Source organism: Modestobacter marinus, assembly GCF_019799945.1.
GTDB classification, from domain to species: domain Bacteria; phylum Actinomycetota; class Actinomycetes; order Mycobacteriales; family Geodermatophilaceae; genus Modestobacter; species Modestobacter marinus_B.
The window spans coordinates 253177-270630 of sequence record NZ_JABGCH010000001.1 but is presented as its reverse complement, the minus strand read 5'-3'; the positions used below and the strand labels follow the sequence as shown (position 1 = coordinate 270630).

At 73.6% G+C, this 17454-nt stretch carries 12 protein-coding genes and 1 tRNA gene; 2 read left to right on the top strand and 11 right to left on the bottom strand.

Translation table 11 applies throughout. The annotated features are described in order from the left end of the window. Positions 1-54: 54 nt before the first annotated feature. A complete protein-coding gene (locus HK417_RS01290; protein ID WP_222262505.1) occupies positions 55-549 on the top strand; it encodes an inorganic diphosphatase in 495 nt (164 codons plus the stop codon). A gap of 562 nt (positions 550-1111) precedes the next feature. Here HK417_RS01290 and HK417_RS01285 read toward each other — a convergent pair. Continuing rightward, positions 1112-4999: an nSTAND1 domain-containing NTPase gene (locus tag HK417_RS01285; protein WP_222262503.1), complete on the bottom strand. Its 3888-nt coding sequence runs from the start codon at positions 4997-4999 to the stop codon at positions 1112-1114. Between the two features lie 582 nt (positions 5000-5581). On the opposite strand from HK417_RS01285, the gene HK417_RS26850 reads away from it, so the two are divergent. Beyond that, positions 5582-6412 carry a tyrosine-type recombinase/integrase gene (locus tag HK417_RS26850; RefSeq protein WP_222262501.1) on the top strand — a complete coding sequence of 277 codons (831 nt, stop codon included), beginning with the start codon at positions 5582-5584 and terminating at the stop codon, positions 6410-6412. Positions 6413-6561: 149 nt separating this feature from the next. Here the strand turns inward: HK417_RS26850 and HK417_RS01275 are convergent, their stop codons facing one another. The 10 genes from HK417_RS01275 to HK417_RS01230 form a co-directional block, all read right to left on the bottom strand. Beyond that, positions 6562-6897: a DUF2283 domain-containing protein gene (locus HK417_RS01275; protein WP_222262499.1), complete on the bottom strand. Its 336-nt coding sequence runs from the start codon at positions 6895-6897 to the stop codon at positions 6562-6564. Beyond that, a complete protein-coding gene (locus tag HK417_RS01270; protein WP_222262497.1) occupies positions 6890-7126 on the bottom strand; it encodes a DUF4258 domain-containing protein in 237 nt (78 codons plus the stop codon). The genes HK417_RS01275 and HK417_RS01270 overlap by 8 nt, the downstream gene beginning before the upstream one ends. Further along, positions 7123-7545, bottom strand: coding sequence for a DUF6941 family protein (locus tag HK417_RS01265; RefSeq protein WP_222262494.1), 423 nt, complete (start codon positions 7543-7545; stop codon positions 7123-7125). The genes HK417_RS01270 and HK417_RS01265 overlap by 4 nt, the downstream gene beginning before the upstream one ends. Positions 7546-7968: 423 nt before the next feature. Then, positions 7969-8041: transfer RNA gene (locus HK417_RS01260), tRNA-Thr, on the bottom strand. Between the two features lie 68 nt (positions 8042-8109). Next, the gene (locus HK417_RS01255; RefSeq protein ID WP_222262492.1) at positions 8110-9285 is read right to left on the bottom strand and encodes a DNA polymerase III subunit delta'; all 1176 of its coding nucleotides are present in this window, start codon (positions 9283-9285) and stop codon (positions 8110-8112) included. Positions 9286-9295: 10 nt separating this feature from the next. After that, positions 9296-11593 (bottom strand): dTMP kinase, encoded by a 2298-nt coding sequence (gene tmk / locus HK417_RS01250; RefSeq protein WP_308123296.1) that lies wholly within the window; start codon positions 11591-11593, stop codon positions 9296-9298. A 175-nt stretch (positions 11594-11768) separates the two neighbouring features. Next, positions 11769-12512: a class I SAM-dependent methyltransferase gene (locus HK417_RS01245; RefSeq protein WP_222262488.1), complete on the bottom strand. Its 744-nt coding sequence runs from the start codon at positions 12510-12512 to the stop codon at positions 11769-11771. Positions 12513-12526: 14 nt separating this feature from the next. Then, positions 12527-15373 (bottom strand): type I DNA topoisomerase, encoded by a 2847-nt coding sequence (gene topA, locus HK417_RS01240; protein WP_222262486.1) that lies wholly within the window; start codon positions 15371-15373, stop codon positions 12527-12529. Between the two features lie 202 nt (positions 15374-15575). After that, positions 15576-17108, bottom strand: coding sequence for an alpha/beta hydrolase (locus HK417_RS01235; protein WP_222262484.1), 1533 nt, complete (start codon positions 17106-17108; stop codon positions 15576-15578). After that, entirely contained in the window at positions 17105-17428 is a 324-nt protein-coding gene (locus HK417_RS01230) for a hypothetical protein (protein ID WP_222262483.1), read from the bottom strand. The genes HK417_RS01235 and HK417_RS01230 overlap by 4 nt, the downstream gene beginning before the upstream one ends. Positions 17429-17454 lie beyond the last annotated feature (26 nt).

Genomic DNA, 17454 nt, shown 5'->3' with positions numbered 1-17454 from the left:
CCCCCGGAGTGACCTCCGCCCGCGAGGCGGCCGGTCGTACGCCACACTATCGGGGTGCAGTTCGACGTGACGGTAGAGATCCCCAAGGGCCAGCGGAACAAGTACGAGCTGGACCACGCCACCGGACGCATCCGCCTGGACCGGATGCTGTTCACCTCGACGCGGTACCCGGCCGACTACGGGTACATCGAGGAGACCCTCGGGATGGACGGTGACCCGCTGGACGCGCTGGTGCTCCTCGAGGAGCCCACCTTCCCGGGGTGCCTCATCACCTGCCGGGCGATCGGCATGTTCCGGATGACCGACGAGAAGGGCGGGGACGACAAGGTCCTCACCGTTCCGGCCACCGACCCGCGGGTGGCCCACCTGCAGGACATCAACGACGTCTCGGAATTCGACCGGCTGGAGATCCAGCACTTCTTCGAGACCTACAAGGACCTCGAGCCGGGCAAGTCCGTCGAGGGTGCCGAGTGGGTGGGCCGCGCCGAGGCCGAGCGCGAGATCGAGGCCTCCCGGGCGCGCGCCGTCGAGGCGCCCGCCCACCACTGAGCCCACGCCTCGGCCTGGTCAACCTCACGGACGGTCACGTAGGGGTGGGGTGGGGGGATGGCTCCCCAGGGGGTCGGCGGGTGCCGTACTGAAACTCGCTCAGCGGGATGGCAACTCCGATCACCCCGTTTCGGTCGCAGGCGACCGACAGGCGGGAGCTGCACTTCGCGCACTGCTACGGAAGTCGTGGCGGACGCCAGCGCGGGAGTCCCTGACTGGTGAACGCTCGTTGCCGAGGGGCCGGCCGAGGTCGAGACGGTACACCACCGGACCTGGTTAGCGTGGATCGCGACCGCAAGATCGTCACTGTCCTGACAGGTCGACGAACCGGCCAGGCACTCCCCGGTAAAGGACCGCTGCCGTCGGCAGCGCGGGTGACTTTCCGGCGGAGGGCCGCAGCGCCACGGCTCAGCGGACGCCGGCGAGGTTCTCGCGTGATGTGACGGATGGCCCCGTCGTGAAGCGGGCGGTGGGATAGACGCGCGGTGCTCGCAGAACCGCCTGGTCGGCGGTTCGGTGGACCTCGCCTCCCTCGCACGGCATGGTGGTGAATGTGGGACGGCTACGAGGGGTACTGGGCTGGAGGGGCATCTTCCGGTGCACCGTTCCCTGCCGGCAGGGTGGGACAGGTCCGCTGGTACGCCAGGTCCCCGGCGAACTGGTCCCATTCGTCTTGGGACAGGTTGCGGTTGACGACCTGGCAGCCGGCCTCGGCCCAGGCCGAGGGTGGCCGATCCCACCAGCTCAGGTCCCACAGCTGCACTGTCTGGTCGGTGCCGGCGGAGACGAATGAGGCGCCGGTGGGGCTGAACGCCACAGCGTTCACCGCGCTGCTGTGGCCTTCCAGCGGCTCGCCTCGTGCCCGCCCGGTGGCGGGATCCCACAGCTGCACTGTCCTGTCGGCGCCGGTGCTGGCCAGCAGAGCCATATCGGGACTGAACGCCACGGCGTTCACCGCGCCGCCCTGGCCGGTCAGCGGCCCGCCGAGCAGCTGGCCGGTGGCCTGATCCCACAGCTGCACCGTTCCGTCGTCGCCGGCGCTGGCCAGCAGCGCCCCATCAGCACTGAACGCCACGGCATTTACCGCGCCAATGTGACCAGCCAGCTCGCCGATCTGCTGGCCGGTGGCGGGATCCCGCAGCCGCACCGTTCCGTCGACCCCGGCGCTGGCCAGCAGCGCCCCATCGGGACTGAACGCCACGGCGGTCACCGCGCCCGCGTGGCCGGCCAGCGGACCGCCGCGCGGTAGGCCGGTCGCGGGATCCCACAGCCGCACCGTTCCGTCGAGGCCAGCGCTGGCCAGCAGGCTGCCGTCGGGACTGAACGCCACGGCGGTCACCGCGCCGTCGTGGCCGGCCAGCGGCTCGCCGCGCGGTAGGCCGGTGGCGGGATCCCGCAGCTGCACCGTTCCGTCGCCGCCGGCGGTGACCAGCCGGGCCCCGTCGATGCTGAAAGCCACGTCGGTCACGGAGCCCGTGCGGCCAGCCTGCCCAGCCAGCTCACCACTCGGCTGGCCGGTGGCGACGTGCCACAACTTCACCGTGCCGTCGCGGCCAGCGGTGGCCAGCAGCGCCCCGTCCGGGCTGAACGCTACCCCGAGGACCACGCCGGGGTCACCGGCCAGTGGCCGGCGGACGGAATAAGTGTCGGCGACCTCCCAGATCCGCGCCGTCTGATCGGTCCCGACGCTGGCGAGCGAGGCCCCGTCGGGGCTGAACGCCACGGCGGTCACCCTGCCGTCGTGGCCGGCCAGCGGACCGCCGCGCGGTAGGCCGGTGGCGGGATCCCACAGCCGCACCGTCGCGTCGTCACTCGCGCTGGCCAGCAGGCTGCCGTCGGGGCTGAACACCACGGCGGTCACCGCGCCGTCGTGGCCGGTCAGCGGCTCGCCGCGCGGTAGGCCGGTGGCGGGATCCCACAGCCGCACCGTCGCGTCGTCACTCGCGCTGGCCAGCAGGCTGCCGTCGGGGCTGAACACCACGGCGGTCACCGCGCCGTCGTGGCCGGTCAGCGGCTCGCCGCGCGGTAGGCCGGTGGTGGAATCCCACAGCCGCACCGTCGCGTCGTCACTCGCGCTGGCCAGCAGGCCGCCGTCGGGGCTGAACACCACGGCGGTCACCGCGCCGATGTGACCCGCCAGCGGCTCGCCGTACGGTCGGCTGGTGGCAGCATCCCACAGCCGCACCGTTCCGTCGGTCCCCGCGGTGCCCAGCAGCGTGCCGTCGGGGCTGAACACCACGGCGGTCACCGGGCCGAAGTGGCCGGTCAGCGGCGCGCCGCGAGCCCGTCCGGTGGCGAGATCCCACAGCCGCACCGTCCCGTCGGCGCCGGCCGTGGCCAGCAGAGTCCCGTCAGGGCGGAACGCCACGTCGAGCAGTGTCCCGTCGTCGCCGCCGAGCAGCGCCGTGGTGCGGTGGGTGAGCTGGGCCAGCCCGGTGACCAGTCCGGGCGGAGGGTCCGGCTCCTGTCCGCGCGCCAGGCTCAGGCTCTCCAGACCGAGCAGGATTGCGAGATCCGGGCGCGTGCCCACCAGCTGGTTGGCCTGGGCTGCCAGCTCCGCCGCTCCGGCGGGCTTTCCGAAGTTTCTCCAGGCGACGACTCCGAACACGCTCGCAGCAACCAGGAGCAGCGTCACCAGGGCGACGGCGACCCGCAGTCGCCGGGCGGAGCGCCGCAGCGCCATCGCCGTGCGCCGCGATGCTTCGACAAACGCTCGTTCAAGTGGGCCGAGCTGCTCTGGGTGCTGGGTTGCCCACTCATCGATCGTGGCCAGCCGCCGGCCACGCAGCAGGTAGGAGTCGTCGCGCCCACCTTGCTGCCAGTCGCCAGCCAGTCGCTCCAGTTCCGAGCGCAGCCGCAGCAGGTCCCGGTCGGCCTCGATCGCCTCGCGCAGCGGGGGCCACTGCCTCAGCAGTGCCTCGTGGGCGACCTCCACGAGTGGCTCTCCGGCCGGATTGACGGGGTTGTCGTCGCTGACGAGCAGGGCGGCGTCGACGAAGGCGTCCACCACCGTCTGCTCCTCGGCACTGAACGCGTTGCGGTGCACCCGTCGGCGGGTCGGCTGCTCCTCGCCGGTGACGGTGGCCAGCCGCGTCAGCGTGGGCAGCACCCGCTGCCCCAGGCCCCGGCGACACAGCTCGTCGGTGAGCCGGTCGGCGTGGTGTCGCAGCGCGCCGACCACGCCGCCGACGGCCTCGTAGTCATCCGCGGTGATGTGCCCTTCGCTTCCGGCTCGCTGGTAGAGCTGGTGCAGGGTGTAGCCCAGCAGCGGCAACGCGTCGCCGCCGGCGGTGTCCTCCACCATTCGCTCGACCAGCCCGGGCTCCAGGTCCAGGCCGGCCCGCTGCGCCGGGCGGGCGATCACCTCGGCCAGCCGGTTCCGGCTCAGTGGCTCGATGACCAGTGGATCGTCGATCGCCTCGGCCAGCCCGGCCCGGTCAGGGGCGGTGCTGAGGAACTCCGAGCGCAGGGTGGCCACCGCCCACACCGGGCTGTCCTCGTTCAAGGCCCCTGCCAGTAGGCCCAGGAACGCCTGCTGCTCGCGGGTGCCGGTGCGGGTCAGCAGCTCCTCTGCCTGGTCGAGAACGATCAGCACGCCGGGCCGACCGGCGCCGTTCCCGGCCAGGTCGGCCAGCTGCGCGGCCATCTCGACCAGGCCCGCCGAGCCGCGATCCAGCGCCGCGGCCACCTCCTCGGGCGGGCGGGGGTGGCCGCGGGCGGCGAAGGCCCGGCTCAGGCAGCCCACCAGGTTGGCGGTGGGCTGCCGGCCGGGCCGCAGCGGCGGCACCACCAGCCACCGCTCCGGCATCCGGGCCAGCCGGGGCAGCAGGCCAGCGTACAGCAGCGAGGACTTGCCGCTGCCCGACGGGCCGACCACGGCCACCATCCGGCCCGGCCCGCGCTGCAGGGTCGGGGTCAGCAGCTCCACCAGCCGATGCGTCTCCGGCCGGCGACCGAAAAACACCGCCGCGTCCTCCGACGCGAATGGCACCAGGCCCGGATAGGGCGACCGGTCCGGATCCCAGGCGAAGGAGTCGGCCGGATCCAGTCCGGCCGACCGCAGCCCGGCCAGCAGCCGCCCTAACCCCTCCTCGCCGTATTCCGCCTCGCCGTCGGCCAGGTCCGTCCACTGCACGTCGGCCAGCAGCGGCAACGCCACTCCCGGCCGCAGCCGCAACGGAAACACCGGACGGCCCAGCGACCGGGCCAGGCTGAGCTCGGCGAAACACCACCGGGAGGCCACCGACGCCTCGCTGGCCAGGAAGATCACCGCATCGGTGCGGCGCAGCTGGGCGTACAACTCCCGCTCCCAGCTGCGCCCGGCGGGAATGCCCTGCTCGGGATCGAAGTCGACGAACAACGCGGCGAATCCCGCGGTCCTGAGCCGCGCCACTACCCGCTCGGTGACGACCCCGTCCCGGCTGCTGTGGCTGACGAACACCGCCGCCATTGGCCTCGCCCCTTTGTTGGCGCATCGTCGCCCTCACCCGGCGTTCTGCGGCAGTCCGCCGGGGACTGAACAGCTAACCCCTGCCTCAGAGGGCCAACAAGACCCGACGGATACGCTGCGCAGCCTTCGCGACGTCGGCCGGGGGGCGGCCACCGAACGAAAGGTCCACGCCGTCCTGCGATCGGCGCTCACCTCCGCCCGCCGCGGCCGACGTCCCCCGCGCCGGTCACATCCGGCCAAGGTCCGTCCCCTGGAGCCGGAGGAGCTGGGTGCCTTCCTCGACCACGCGGTCGGCCACTGGTTGGGGGCTCTCTTCGAGGTCATGGCCTTCACCGGCCTCCGTCGGGGCGAATCGCTGGCGCTGCGGTGGTCCGACGTCGACCTGGATCGGGCTGTCATCGTCGTCCGGTCCCAGCTGGTCGAGGTCGGTGGCCGGACCGTTGAGGCAAGCCCAAGACCCGGTCGGGCGAGGACCGCGGCATCGACATCGGCCAGCGCACCATCGGGGCGCTGCTGGCGCACCGGCTCACCCAGGACGCCGGGCGGTCCACCTGGGGTGCCGGCTACCGCGACAGCGACCGGGTGTTCGCCCGCGAGGACGGGTCAGACTTGGTGCCCAGCGACGTCACCAAGGTGTTCACCCGACTGCTGGCCGCGGCCGGCGTCCGTCGGGTACGGCTGCACGACCTCCGTCACGGGGCGGCGTCGCTGATGCTCGCCGGCGGCGCGGACATCGCCATGGTGTCCAAGCGGATGGGGCACTCCTCGATCCGGGTCACCGCCGACATCTACAGCCACCTGCTGCACGGCGTCGGTCGCCAGACCGCCGACGCCGCTGAGACCCTGGTGCCGGCCCGCGGCGCCCACCCGGAACCGGATGCGCCCACGTTGCGCCCACATGGACCCGCAGACACAGAAGCGGCCTCGCCGTGGGAGGGCGAGCCGCTGGTGAGGGTGGAGCCGCCTGTCGGAATCGCACCGACGACCTTCTCATTACGAGCGCCTCAAGTGGTCCACCAGGCACCGCCGGGAACCACCGTGCCAGACCGTTCTCCCAGCTCAGAGGCGTTACCGGACACCAGTTGGCACCGCCTGGGACCAGGTACCACTGGATACGCCGTGACCATCTGGTGTCCCGTTCCGATCCGGGATCCGGCCTGTCAGAGACCCGCCTCAGCCTGTTGTCCGGCGCACCGCCTCGGCGGGCGACTGGGCCGACGGCCGCGCCGACCGGGAGGAGTGGGCAGTGACCGGGACGGTGTTCAAGCGGTGCTCGTGCCCGCCGGTGCTAGACGCCTCGGGGCGCCGGAAGGGACTATGAACGGATCGCTCACGAGACTGCGACCACGATGCAGATCAGCGACGGGCACCTTGGGGTGTACCGCGGAGCGCCCCATCCACAGGCGCTGGTAGCCGTCTACGCCCCTGAGCAGTGGAAGGACGCGGTCATCAGCGAGTAGAGCACGGGGTTTCTTGCGGCGGAAGCGCGGAAGAGCCCTCGAAGGAACAGTCGAGGCGCCGATCCATGCGGATGGGCGCCTCGACTGTTCAGGTGAAGAAGCTCAGCAGGGAATCGCGATTCGGGCTCCGCTGCCGGCGGCCTCAGGCCCACGGTTCAGCTTCATGCTGGTGGTCATGTTCGGTCGGAGCATGCGAAGGAACTCGATGTGCTCACGACGAACGTGGAACTCGGTCACCAGACGCTGGAACGGGATGTCTGCATCCAGATCCAGGAACTCGATGCCGATCACGACCCCGAACCGGTCGAGATCGAGGTTGATGGCCTCGTCGATCTCGACGGTCCTGACCACCGGCTCGTCCGTGAAGCGAACGTAGGCCAGCTCAGCGTCATGGTCGATCTTGACCCTCATCTTCTGCTGGGTAGCCACGTCACGCATCCCTCCATGCTACGGACTTGACGACCTTGTCGTCACTGGGGTTGGTATCGGGAAGTTTCACCCACACCTTGAGCCGACGCCCGTCGAGGCCTGGCCCGGTGTAGCGGTAGCTGTTCTTGGGGGTAAGGAGCCGCTCGGTGTAGTTCAGTAGTGCGTTCAAGACGTCACCCTCTGTGATGCCCCGCTCGGTCATGCGCTCGTACGCATGACCGTGGTACCCGAGCCTCACGACTCATCGCCTGAGCCGGTTGACCAGGGTCTCATGACCTCGAACGACAGGGAACGGGTCAGTGTTCCATTGAGGTGGATGTTCACCCGATAGATACCCGGAGTAGTCAACGGAAGGGTGATCGGCGCCACGAACGCCGCGGCCTGGCGTCCCTCGAGGTCAGGCTCGCCCTCCGGGACGAACAGTCTCTGCTCCAGGGACACCTCGTACGAGTCTTCTGCGCCAAGGATCGTGACTTCGAGCTCAGCGCTGCCCTCGTCCTCCTCCGTCATCCAGACGAGGCCAGCCACGGTGACCGGAGTTGCCATGGGAAGTTCCGAAGGGCTGATGTGGGTGAACCCGATGCCCAGCGCCGACAGCTGGTTGCCGAGATCCACCCGAGCACTCTCGCTCAGGAACGCGAAATCCAGGCTGGCCACAGCCGGAGAGTAGCTGGCCCGACGCCCGAACCCGCTCCCAGCAGGCGACAGTCCTGTAACGAGCCAGGGACCGGGAGCCTGACTATGGCCGGCCGGGAGATCGGTTGCCCGCGCCGCCCTGACGGCACCGTGACCACGCGGAGCCGGTGTCAGGCAGACATGGCCCAGAGCTGCCCCGGATTGAGCCGCTCAAGGCGACGGGACCGTCCACTGGCTGGAGGTCCGGCGGCCTTTCGCTCATCCGGCCGGGACTGTGACTCGCTCGCGACCCGCCTGATGGGCGTCCGTCCGCTTGCCCCAGCAGCCTGTGACATCGAAGACCGGGAGCGACGGGAGTTGCCTCCCGTGCCCAATTCGTGCCCAGCTGGCCTCACAACAGGCTTCAACGGGCTGGGCAGCTGACGAATAGGCTGGTCCGATGCGAGCCGCCTGTCGGAATCGAACCGACGACCTTCTCATTACGAGTGAGATGCTCTACCGACTGAGCTAAGGCGGCGACTGCGCGGACGAGCTTACGGCACCGCCGGGGCCTGCCTGCGACGCCCCCGCCGGTGCGGCGCGCCGTCAGGACGGCAGGCGCAGCGCCACGGTGAGCGCCTCGATGGCGATCTGAGGTTTGACGGCGCGCTCCAGCGCGATGCGGGCGGCGAGGACCGCGTCGATGCGGCGCAGCGCGCCCTCGGCCCCGATCCGGCGGGCGAGCTCGACGGCGTCGGCCCGCCGGTCCGGATGGGCCAGCGGCAGCCCAGTCGCGCCACCGGACGAGCTGATCACCAGCGCGTCCCGGTACAGCGCGGCCAGGTCGACCAGCGCCCGGTCCAGCGAGTCGCGGCCCAGCCGGGTGGCCCGGGACTTCTGCCGCTTCTCCAGCTCCTTGAGCGCGCCGGCACCCCGGCTGGCCGCGGCCACGCCCGGTCCGCGGGCCCCCACGCCCAGGCTCGTCTTGACCGCCTCGGTCTCCACCGCGTCGACCGCCGCGACGGTCCGGTCCGACTCCTCCTTGGCCGCGGCGACCAGGTCGTCGGCGGCGTTCAGGCACGCGGCCAGGGAGACCAGCGACAGCGGTATGTCCAGCACGGCCTTGCGCGAGAGCCGGGCGGACTCGTCGCGGGCGAGGTGCCGCGCCCGGCCGACGTGACCCCCGGCGGCCGCCGCCGACCAGGCGGCCAGCGCGGGGTCGATGCCGTCCCGGCGGGCCAGGACCTCGGCGACGGCGTCGATCGACGGCGTGCGCAGCGCCACGACCCGGCAGCGGGACCGGATGGTCACCGGGACGTCGTCGGGGTGCAGCGACGGCGCGCAGAGCAGGAAGACCGTGCGCGGCGGCGGCTCCTCGAGCATCTTCAGCACGGTGTTGGACGCCTGCTCGGTCATCCGGTCGGCGTCCTCGATCACGATGACCTGCCAGCGCCCCTGGGACGGCGCCCGGCCGGCCGTGCGCACGATCTGGCGCACCTCGTCGACGCCGATCGACAACCCCTCGGGCACGACCAGGTGCACGTCGGCGTGGCTCCCGGCGAGCACCGTGCGGCAGGCGTGGCAGGTGCCGTCCCCGCCGGCCGGGCACTGCAGGGCGGCGGCGAACGCGCGGGCGGCGACCGAGCGGCCGGAGCCGGGTGGGCCGGTGAACAGCCAGGCGTGGGTCATCGCGGTCGGGTGCGCGACGGCGGCCTGCAGCTCGGCGACGACGGCCGGCTGGCCGACCACGTCGGCCCACACCCCAGCGGCGGCGGCGGTCACGGCTCCGCTCTCACTCACGGGTCGCCCCGGTCTGCGCGGCGCCGTGCCGCCCCGCGGGGGCACCTCCGCGACGGTGCCGGGTGTCCGGCTCCCCCACCGTCAGCTGCTGCAGCGGCAGACCCTGTAGCAGGTCGCTGACCCGCGTCCGGACCGCCGCGGCGAGCTCCTCGGGGGACAGCCGGGCGTCGAGGACCAGGTACCGGTCGGGATCGCTCTCGGCGAGGGCGAGGAAGGTGCGCCGGACCCGCTGATGGAAGTCCAGCGACTCCGACTCCAGGCGGTCGGCGGCCGCGCGCCCCCGCGCCCGGGCCAGGCCCACCTCGGGCGGCAGGTCCAGCAGCACGGTCAGGTCCGGCTGGAGACCCTGCGTCGCCCAGCGGGAGATCGACCGGACGTCGTCCATCGGGATGGTGCGGCCGGCGCCCTGGTAGGCCAGCGAGCTGTCGACGAACCGGTCGGTGATCACGACCTCCCCCGCGTCCAGCGCCGGACGCAGCACGTCGTGGACGTGCTGCGCGCGGTCGGCGGCGTAGAGCAGGGCCTCCGACCGCGGCGACAGGCCGGCGCTGGCCGGGTCGAGCAGGATCGCCCGGATCCGGCCACCGGACGGCGTGCCCCCCGGCTCCAGCGTGGCGCGCGCGACCAGCCCCTCCTCGGTCAGCCACTCCTGCAGGCGGCGCACCTGGGTGGACTTCCCGGCGCCCTCGCCGCCCTCGAACGCGATGAGCACCCCGCCCCCGGCCAGCCGCCGCCGCGCGGTCGTGTCCCGGCGCAGGGCGGTGACGACGTCCGCGACCAGCGGCACCGGCCGGCCGTCGTCCATCTGCCGGTAGGCCACGATCCCCACCCCGACGGCCAGCAGGCCGGCGACGAAGAGCATGACCCGGTCGCCGGTGACGGGGAACGCCAGGGCGCCGAGGTCGACGGTGTGCCGGCCGAGCAGGCCGACCGCGAACGGCACGACAGCCAGGGAGACGATCAGCGCGGCCCGGACCAGGGACTGCACCAGGGCCATGGTGCGGCCGCGGATGGAGTCCTCGATCTCGGTGCCGAGCAGGGTGAACCCGGCCAGGTACGCGATGCCCGCGAAGAAGCCCATCAGGACGACGAGCAGCAGGGCGATCCAGAGCGCGAACGTCCACGCCAGCAGCAGCAGAGCCGCGCCGGCCCCGACGATCGAGACGCCGAACAGCCGCTCCCGCGACAGGTCCCGGGCGACGCTCGGGCCCAGCGAGATGCCCAGGCCCAGCCCGATGAACACCGCCCCGAAGAGCAGGCCGTAGGCGGCCTCCCCGCCGCCGAGCGCGTGCGAGAACGCCTGCGCCGTCGCGATGACGACCCCGGCGGCCACGAACGCGCCGGTGATGCCGACGACCAGACCGCGCACCAGCGGCGTGTGCCCGGCGAAGGAGAAGCCCTGGCGCAGCGAGCCCAGGAAGCTCTCCCCGGTCACCTTCGCGCCCGCGGCTCGGCGGCCGCTGATCGACGGCAGGTTCCAGATGACGACCGCGGCCACCAGGAAGGTGAGCGCGTTGAGGTACAGCGCGAGGGACGTCTCGTCGACCCCCGCCACCACGCCCTGCAGCCCGCCGCCGACCGTGCTCAGCACCGCAAAGGTCAGCGCCGCCAGCACCGGGGTGAGGCCGTAGGTGGTGACCAGGGACAGCTGGTTGGCCGGCTCCAGCTGGTCCTTGCGCAGCATGTTCGGGACCGAGGCCTCCTTGGCCGGGATCCAGAACAGGCTGATCGCCTCGATGAGGAACTGGGCGACGAACAGCCAGACCAGGTTCCCGACGAGGGGGATGGAGGCGAACAACCCGAAGCGCAGGACATCGGAAACGACCATCGTCTTGCGCCGGTCGAACCGGTCGGCGAACGCCCCGGCCAGCGGACCGAGCACGATCGCCGGCAGCAACCGGAAGAGCAGCACCGCACCGAGGGCGTAGTTCTGCCCGGCGAAGCTGTCCACCAGGGAGGTGGCCGTGGCGGTGATCGCCAGCAGGCCCAGCCAGTCGCCGAAGCTCGACAGCGCCATGGACAGCCACAGCTTGCGGAAGTCACGGACCCGCAGCACGGCGCGGATCTTCGCGGCGAGGCCGACGCTCCCGTCGGCGTGCAGCTGCTCCTCGCGCTCGTCGACCGCCGGCTCGCCGGGCGCGGCGTCCTCGGCAGGATCGGTCAGCGGCACACCGGCGCCGTCGGGGGTGGGCGTCCCGGCGGAGGGCAGCCCGTCGGCCGGCACTGCGTGCGACGGCGTCGTCCCCGGCCCGTCAGGCGTGAGACCACCGGAGCCTGCCCCGGGCAGCACGGCGCCCCCGTCGGCGGAGGACCGGTCCGCTGACGGGCCGTGGGGGGACGGCGCGTCCGTCGGGTCGGAGCTGATCGGAACTCCCGGGTGGTGTTGCGAGGTGCGGTGGGACCGGAAGGTCACCGTACCGGGCGCCGCCGACGGGACGGCGCCATCCGGACCACCTCGGAGCGGCTCAGCGCGGCCTGAGCCGGTAGGCCCGCGTCCGGTAGGGCAGCTCGAGGACGTCCCGGCCGCGGGTGTCCGGGTGCTCGGCGAGCAGTGCCCGGACCCGGCCCAGGAAGTCGGCGCGGCGGGCGTCGTCCATCGTGGCGACGTAGCTGCGGGTGCCGATCCCGCCGACCACCTGCTCCGAGGTCACCCGCTGGACCACGGCGGAGCCGAGGACGGTCACCTCCGCGGGCAACTCCGCGGCGAACCGCGCGACGACGCCCTGGTCGGCCGCGTGGTCCCGGGCCTCGGCGGCGAGCAACCGCCCCAGCGCCGCGACCCAGGGCACCCGCTCGTCGCGGGTGTTCCAGACGAACCCCACCACCCCACGGGGCCGCAGCACCCGGCGCAGCTCGGCGGCGGCGGGCGCCGGGTCGAACCAGTGGGCGGCCTGGCCGGCGACGACGGCGTCGACGCTCGCGTCCGGCAGCGGGATCCGCTCGGCGCCCCCGACCGCCGCCACGACCTGCGGCAGCCGGGCACGCAGCTGGTCGAGCATTCCCGAGGAGAGGTCGACGGCGACCACCTGGTGTCCCGCCGCGAGCAGCACGTCGGTGAGCAGGCCGGTGCCCGCACCGAGGTCGAGCACCCGCCGCGGCCGGTTCCCCAGGAGGAAGGCGACCGCCTCGGCGGGGTAGCCGGGGCGCAGCGCGGCGTAGTCGGCTGCCATCGAGCCGAACGACGTCCGGCGTTCCTGCCAGCCCTCCACCGCGCCGCCCGGTCTCAGCTGCCCGCGGGTACCGGCTCGGCGACGTCGGTCGCCGCGGGCGTCGCCTTCTTCGTCGTCTTCTTCGCGGTCGCCTTGGTGGCCTTCTTCGCCGGCGCCTTCTTCGCGGCCGTCTTCTTGACCGCCTTCCTCTTCACCGGCGCCCGCTCGCGACGGTCCGCCAGCAGCTCCGCCGCCCGCTCCAGGGTGATCGTCTCGACGTCGTCGCCCTTGCGCAGGCTGGCGTTGACCTCGCCGTCGGTGACGTAGGGGCCGAATCGGCCCTCCCGCACCGTGACCTGGCCCTGGCTGACCGGGTCGGCGCCCAGCTCCTTCAGCGGCGCCTTGGCCGCGGCGCGGCCGCGCTGCTTGGGCTGGGCGAATATCGCCAGCGCCTCGTCGAGGGTGACGGAGAACAGCGCGTCCTCGGTCTCCAGCGAGCGGGAGTCGGTGCCCTTCTTGACGTAGGGCCCGTAGCGGCCGTTGAGCGCCTGCACCTCCTCGCCATCGGGCGCGGTGCCGAGCGTGCGCGGCAGGGTGAGCAGCCGCAGCGCCAGCTCCAGCGTGACGGTCTCCGGGGACATCGACTTGAACAGGCTCGCGGTGCGCGGCTGCTCCTTGCTGTCCTCGGGCACCACCGTGGTGACGTAGGGGCCGTAGCGGCCGGCCTTCACCGCCACCGGGTGCCCGGTCTCCGGGTCGGTGCCCAGGGTCCGGTCGCTCGACGGCGCGTCGAGCAGCTCGGCGACCCGCTCGCTGGTCAGCTCGTCCGGGGCGATCTCCTCGGGGATGCTGATTCGCGCGCCGTCCTCACCGCCGGCCTGCAGGTAGGGCCCGTACCGGCCGACCCGCACGACCACCGGCTCACCGTCCGGGCCGGTGGCGCGCAGCGGGATGGAGTTGATGCCGCGGGCGTCGATCTCCTCCAGCCGTTCCCCGATCACCTGCTTGAGGCCACCGGAGCGGGCGATGGCGCCGGCGTGCCGGCCCTCCCCGCCGAAGTAGAACTCCGTCAGCCAGTCGACCCGGCCCAGCCCGCCGTTGGCGATCTCGTCGAGCTCGTTCTCCAGGGACGCGGTGAAGTCGTAGTCGACCAGCTGGGCGAAGTGCTGCTCCAGGAGGTTGACCACCGCGAAGGCGATGAAGGAGGGCACCAGCGCGGAGCCCTTCTTCCAGACGTACCCGCGGTCCTGGATGGTCTGCATGATCGACGCGTAGGTCGAGGGCCGGCCGATGCCGAGCTCCTCCAGCCGCGCGACCAGGCTCGGCTCCGTGTAGCGGGCCGGCGGGCTGGTGCTGTGGCCGCGGGGGTCCAGGGCCACGGTGTCCAGCTGCTGCCCGCGCTCCACCCGGGGCAGCCGGCGCTCGGCATCGTCGCTGCCGTGGTCGTCGTCCGCGCTGGTGGCGCCCTCGTCGCGGGACTCGACGTAGGCCCGCATGAACCCGGGGAAGGTGATGGTGCGCCCGCTGGCGGTGAACTCGACGGCCTCGTCGGTGGTCGAACGGCCGGCGAGCCGGATGCTCACCGTCTGGCCGACCGCGTCGGCCATCTGCGAGGCCACCGTGCGCTGCCAGACCAGCTCGTAGAGCCGGAACTCGTCGCGGCCGAGCTGGCCGGCGAGCTGGCCGGGGGTCCGGAAGGAGTCACCGGCCGGGCGGATCGCCTCGTGCGCCTCCTGCGCCCCCTTGGCCTTGCTCTTGTAGCGCCGCGCCTCGGCGGGCACGTAGGCGTCGCCGTACAGCTCGCGGGCCTGCCGCCGGGCGGCGTTGATCGCCTCGTCGGAGAGGTTCGTCGAGTCGGTTCGCATGTAGGTGATGTGGCCGTTCTCGTACAGCCGCTGCGCGACGCGCATCACCTGCGCGGAGGACCAGCCGAGCTTGCGGCCGGCCTCCATCTGCAGCGTGGAGGTGGTGAACGGCGCGTAGGGACGCCGCCGGTAGGGCTTCTCGTCGACCCGGGTGACCGCGACCTGACGCCCCTCGAGACGGGCGGCGAGCCCGCGGGCACCGGCCTCGTCGAGGTGCACGACGTCCCCGGTGACCCGGCCGGTGGTCGGCTCGAAGTCCCGGCCGGTCGCGACCCGGCTGTCGTCGACGCTGACCAGGCGCGCCCGCAGCGTGGTGGGCTCGCCCTCGTCCGCACCGGCCGGCCGCGGCACCGCGAAGGTGCCCTCCAGGGACCAGTAGTCGGCGGAGGTGAACGCCATCCGCTCCCGCTCCCGCTCGACGACGATGCGGGTGGCCACCGACTGGACCCGGCCGGCCGAGAGCTTCGGCAGGACCTTCTTCCACAGCACCGGGGAGACCTCGTAGCCGTAGAGCCGGTCGAGGATCCGGCGGGTCTCCTGGGCGTCCACCAGGGCGGTGTCCAGCTCGCGGGGGTTGGCCACCGCGCGGGCGATCGCCTCGGGGGTGATCTCGTGGAACACCATGCGGCGCACCGGGACCGTGGGCTTGAGGGTGTCGACCAGGTGCCAGGCGATGGCCTCGCCCTCGCGGTCCTCGTCGGTCGCGAGGTAGACCTCGCTGGCCTCCTTGACCAGTTGCTTGAGCCGGCTCACCTGCTGCCTGCGGTCGGGGCTGACCACGTACAGCGGCTCGAAGCCGTTGTCGACGTCCACCCCCAGCCGCGCCCAGGACTCGCCCTTGTGCGCGGCCGGCACGTCGGCGGCGTTGCGCGGCAGGTCCCGGATGTGACCCACGCTGGCCTCGACGACGTAGCCGCTGCCGAGGTAGCCGGCGATCTTGCCGGCCTTGGTCGGCGACTCCACGATCACCAGCGGCCGGGAGCCGGCCGCGGCAGCCCGCTTGCGGGGCGCGGTGGTACCGGTACGGGTGGCTGACTTCGTGGTCTTCGGCGGCACGGTGCTCCTGTCGGGGTACTGGTGCAGGCGGCCGGGACGGGACCCGGTCGCACGCGGGGCAGGGTCATGTGCTCCCGCTCGGCGACGCCACGGTAGGCCACCGCACGGCCGAGGGGCCGGGCGGCGAGTCAGAACGGGCGCGCCGTCGTCGGCACAACGGCTCGCGGCCGCTGCTGTTCCCGGCCTCCCCCGGACCTCACCCCTACCCACGTGTCCCCGCCACGACCGCACCGATCGCGGCCAGGGTCGGCCGGTCCGGGTCCAGGTAGTCGACGTGGCCCTGGGTGAGCTCGGTCGGCAGCGGCGCGTCGCCGAACGACGGGTCCATCGGGGTGTCGCCGAACCACTGGAGCCAGGACACCGGATCGGCGACCGACCAGGCGCCGTGCACCTCGCCGGCCTCCAGGTCCTCCGCCGCTCCCCCGGTCAGCCCCGGGCTGCCCAGCAGGACCAGCGCGTCGGCGGCGATCCGCCCGGGAGCCCGCACCGCCTCACCGGTGACCACGGTGCCGTAGCTGTGCGCGACCACGGTGGTGCGCGGCCGGGGCGGCACCCCCGGCACGGCCCGGGCGGCCGCCAGCCCGTCCAGCGCCCGGTCCAGGTCCGCGCCCCCGCGCCGGGCGAGCCGGGGCGAGGCCATGCTCGGGCCCAGGCGCGGGGTCCGGTAGCCGAGCCACGCCACCGCGGCGATGGCCGGCCCGGGGCCGGCCGCGGCGGCCACGGCCAGCGCGTCGACGAGGACGGCGTCCAGGTCGTCCGCGGGGGTGGTCAGGATGCCGGGCACCAGGACGGCGACCGCGTCGGCGGTGTCCAGGTCGCCGACCGCCACGGCCACCCGGTCCCCGGCCGGGTCGAACTGCAGCAGCTGGCCCGGACGGCCGGCGTCCTCCAGGGCCGCCAGCCGTCCGGCGACCGCGACGGCCGTGGCGTGGCCCGCGGAGCCCTCCGGCAGCCGCCGCAGCGCGTCGGCGAGGACCAGCCGGTTGGCCTGGTCCCGGGCCCAGGCCGGCAGCCCGTCCAGCGCTCCGACCTCCGCCGGGGAGCTGCGCACCGCGGCGAGCTGCTCGGCGGCGGGGAGGGCCGCCCACCAGGAGGCGGCGGCCGGCGCGTCGACGGCAGGGACCGCGGGGGCCGGCACCGGGCCCGACGGCGCCCACCGGGCGGCGAGCGCGCCGAACGTCAGTGCCGTCCCCGCCGGGACCCGGACCTCGGCCAGCGGCTCCCCCGCGGTCTCCGCTGCCCGCAGCGCCCGCGCGGCGGCCACCGCGGCGTCCTCGGCGAGGGCGTCCGCGGCGGCGGCTGCGCGCTCCGCGGCCACCCGTCGCGCCAGCACCTCCCCCAGCTGGTCGGGCGCCATGCTGCTGACCGGTGCCGGCGGGAGGCCGGCGGCGCGCCCGTGCTCGCCCCAGGAGAGGCCCGCGGCGGCGGCCACGGCGAGCGCGCGAGCGGCCTCCTCCTGCCCGAGAGCAGCCTCGTGGGTGAGCAGCTGCAGGCTCTCGAAGGACGCGCTCAGCGCCGCGGACGCGCGGGCGGCAACCGTGGCCAGCTCGACGACCGCCTCGGCCGCCACCGCCCCGGCCGGCCCCGACCAGCACTCGGCGCCGCCCAGCCGCCGGCCAACCGCCTCCACCCGCATCCGCCAGCCGGTCAGCCGGTCCGGGGTCCCGGCCCGCGCGCCGACCGTGGCGCGCAGCAGGTCGACGTCCCAGCCGGCCAGCTGCGCGGGCGCGGTCACCGCGGCACCGCCACGCCCGGCACCCAGGCCCGGGAGAGCTGGTCGCCCAGGCCCTCGTCGGCGGCCCGGTAGGCCGACAGCGCGGCGTCCAGCGTGGCCGCCACGGCCAGGCAGCGCGCCGCGAGCGCCGTCAGGATGTCGGCCCACCCGGCGACCACGATCCCCGCCGCCTCGCCGACCGGGCCCGGCAGCGCCGCACCCGGCGAGGCCCGGCCGGCCGCGGTGGAGTCGGCCTCCTCCTGCAGCTCCGCACCGAGCGTGACCAGGTCGTCCAGCAGCACCCGCAGGGCGTCGAGCTGGACCGAGATCAGGTAGGACACGCGGGGCCTCCGTCGCGCCGGCAGCG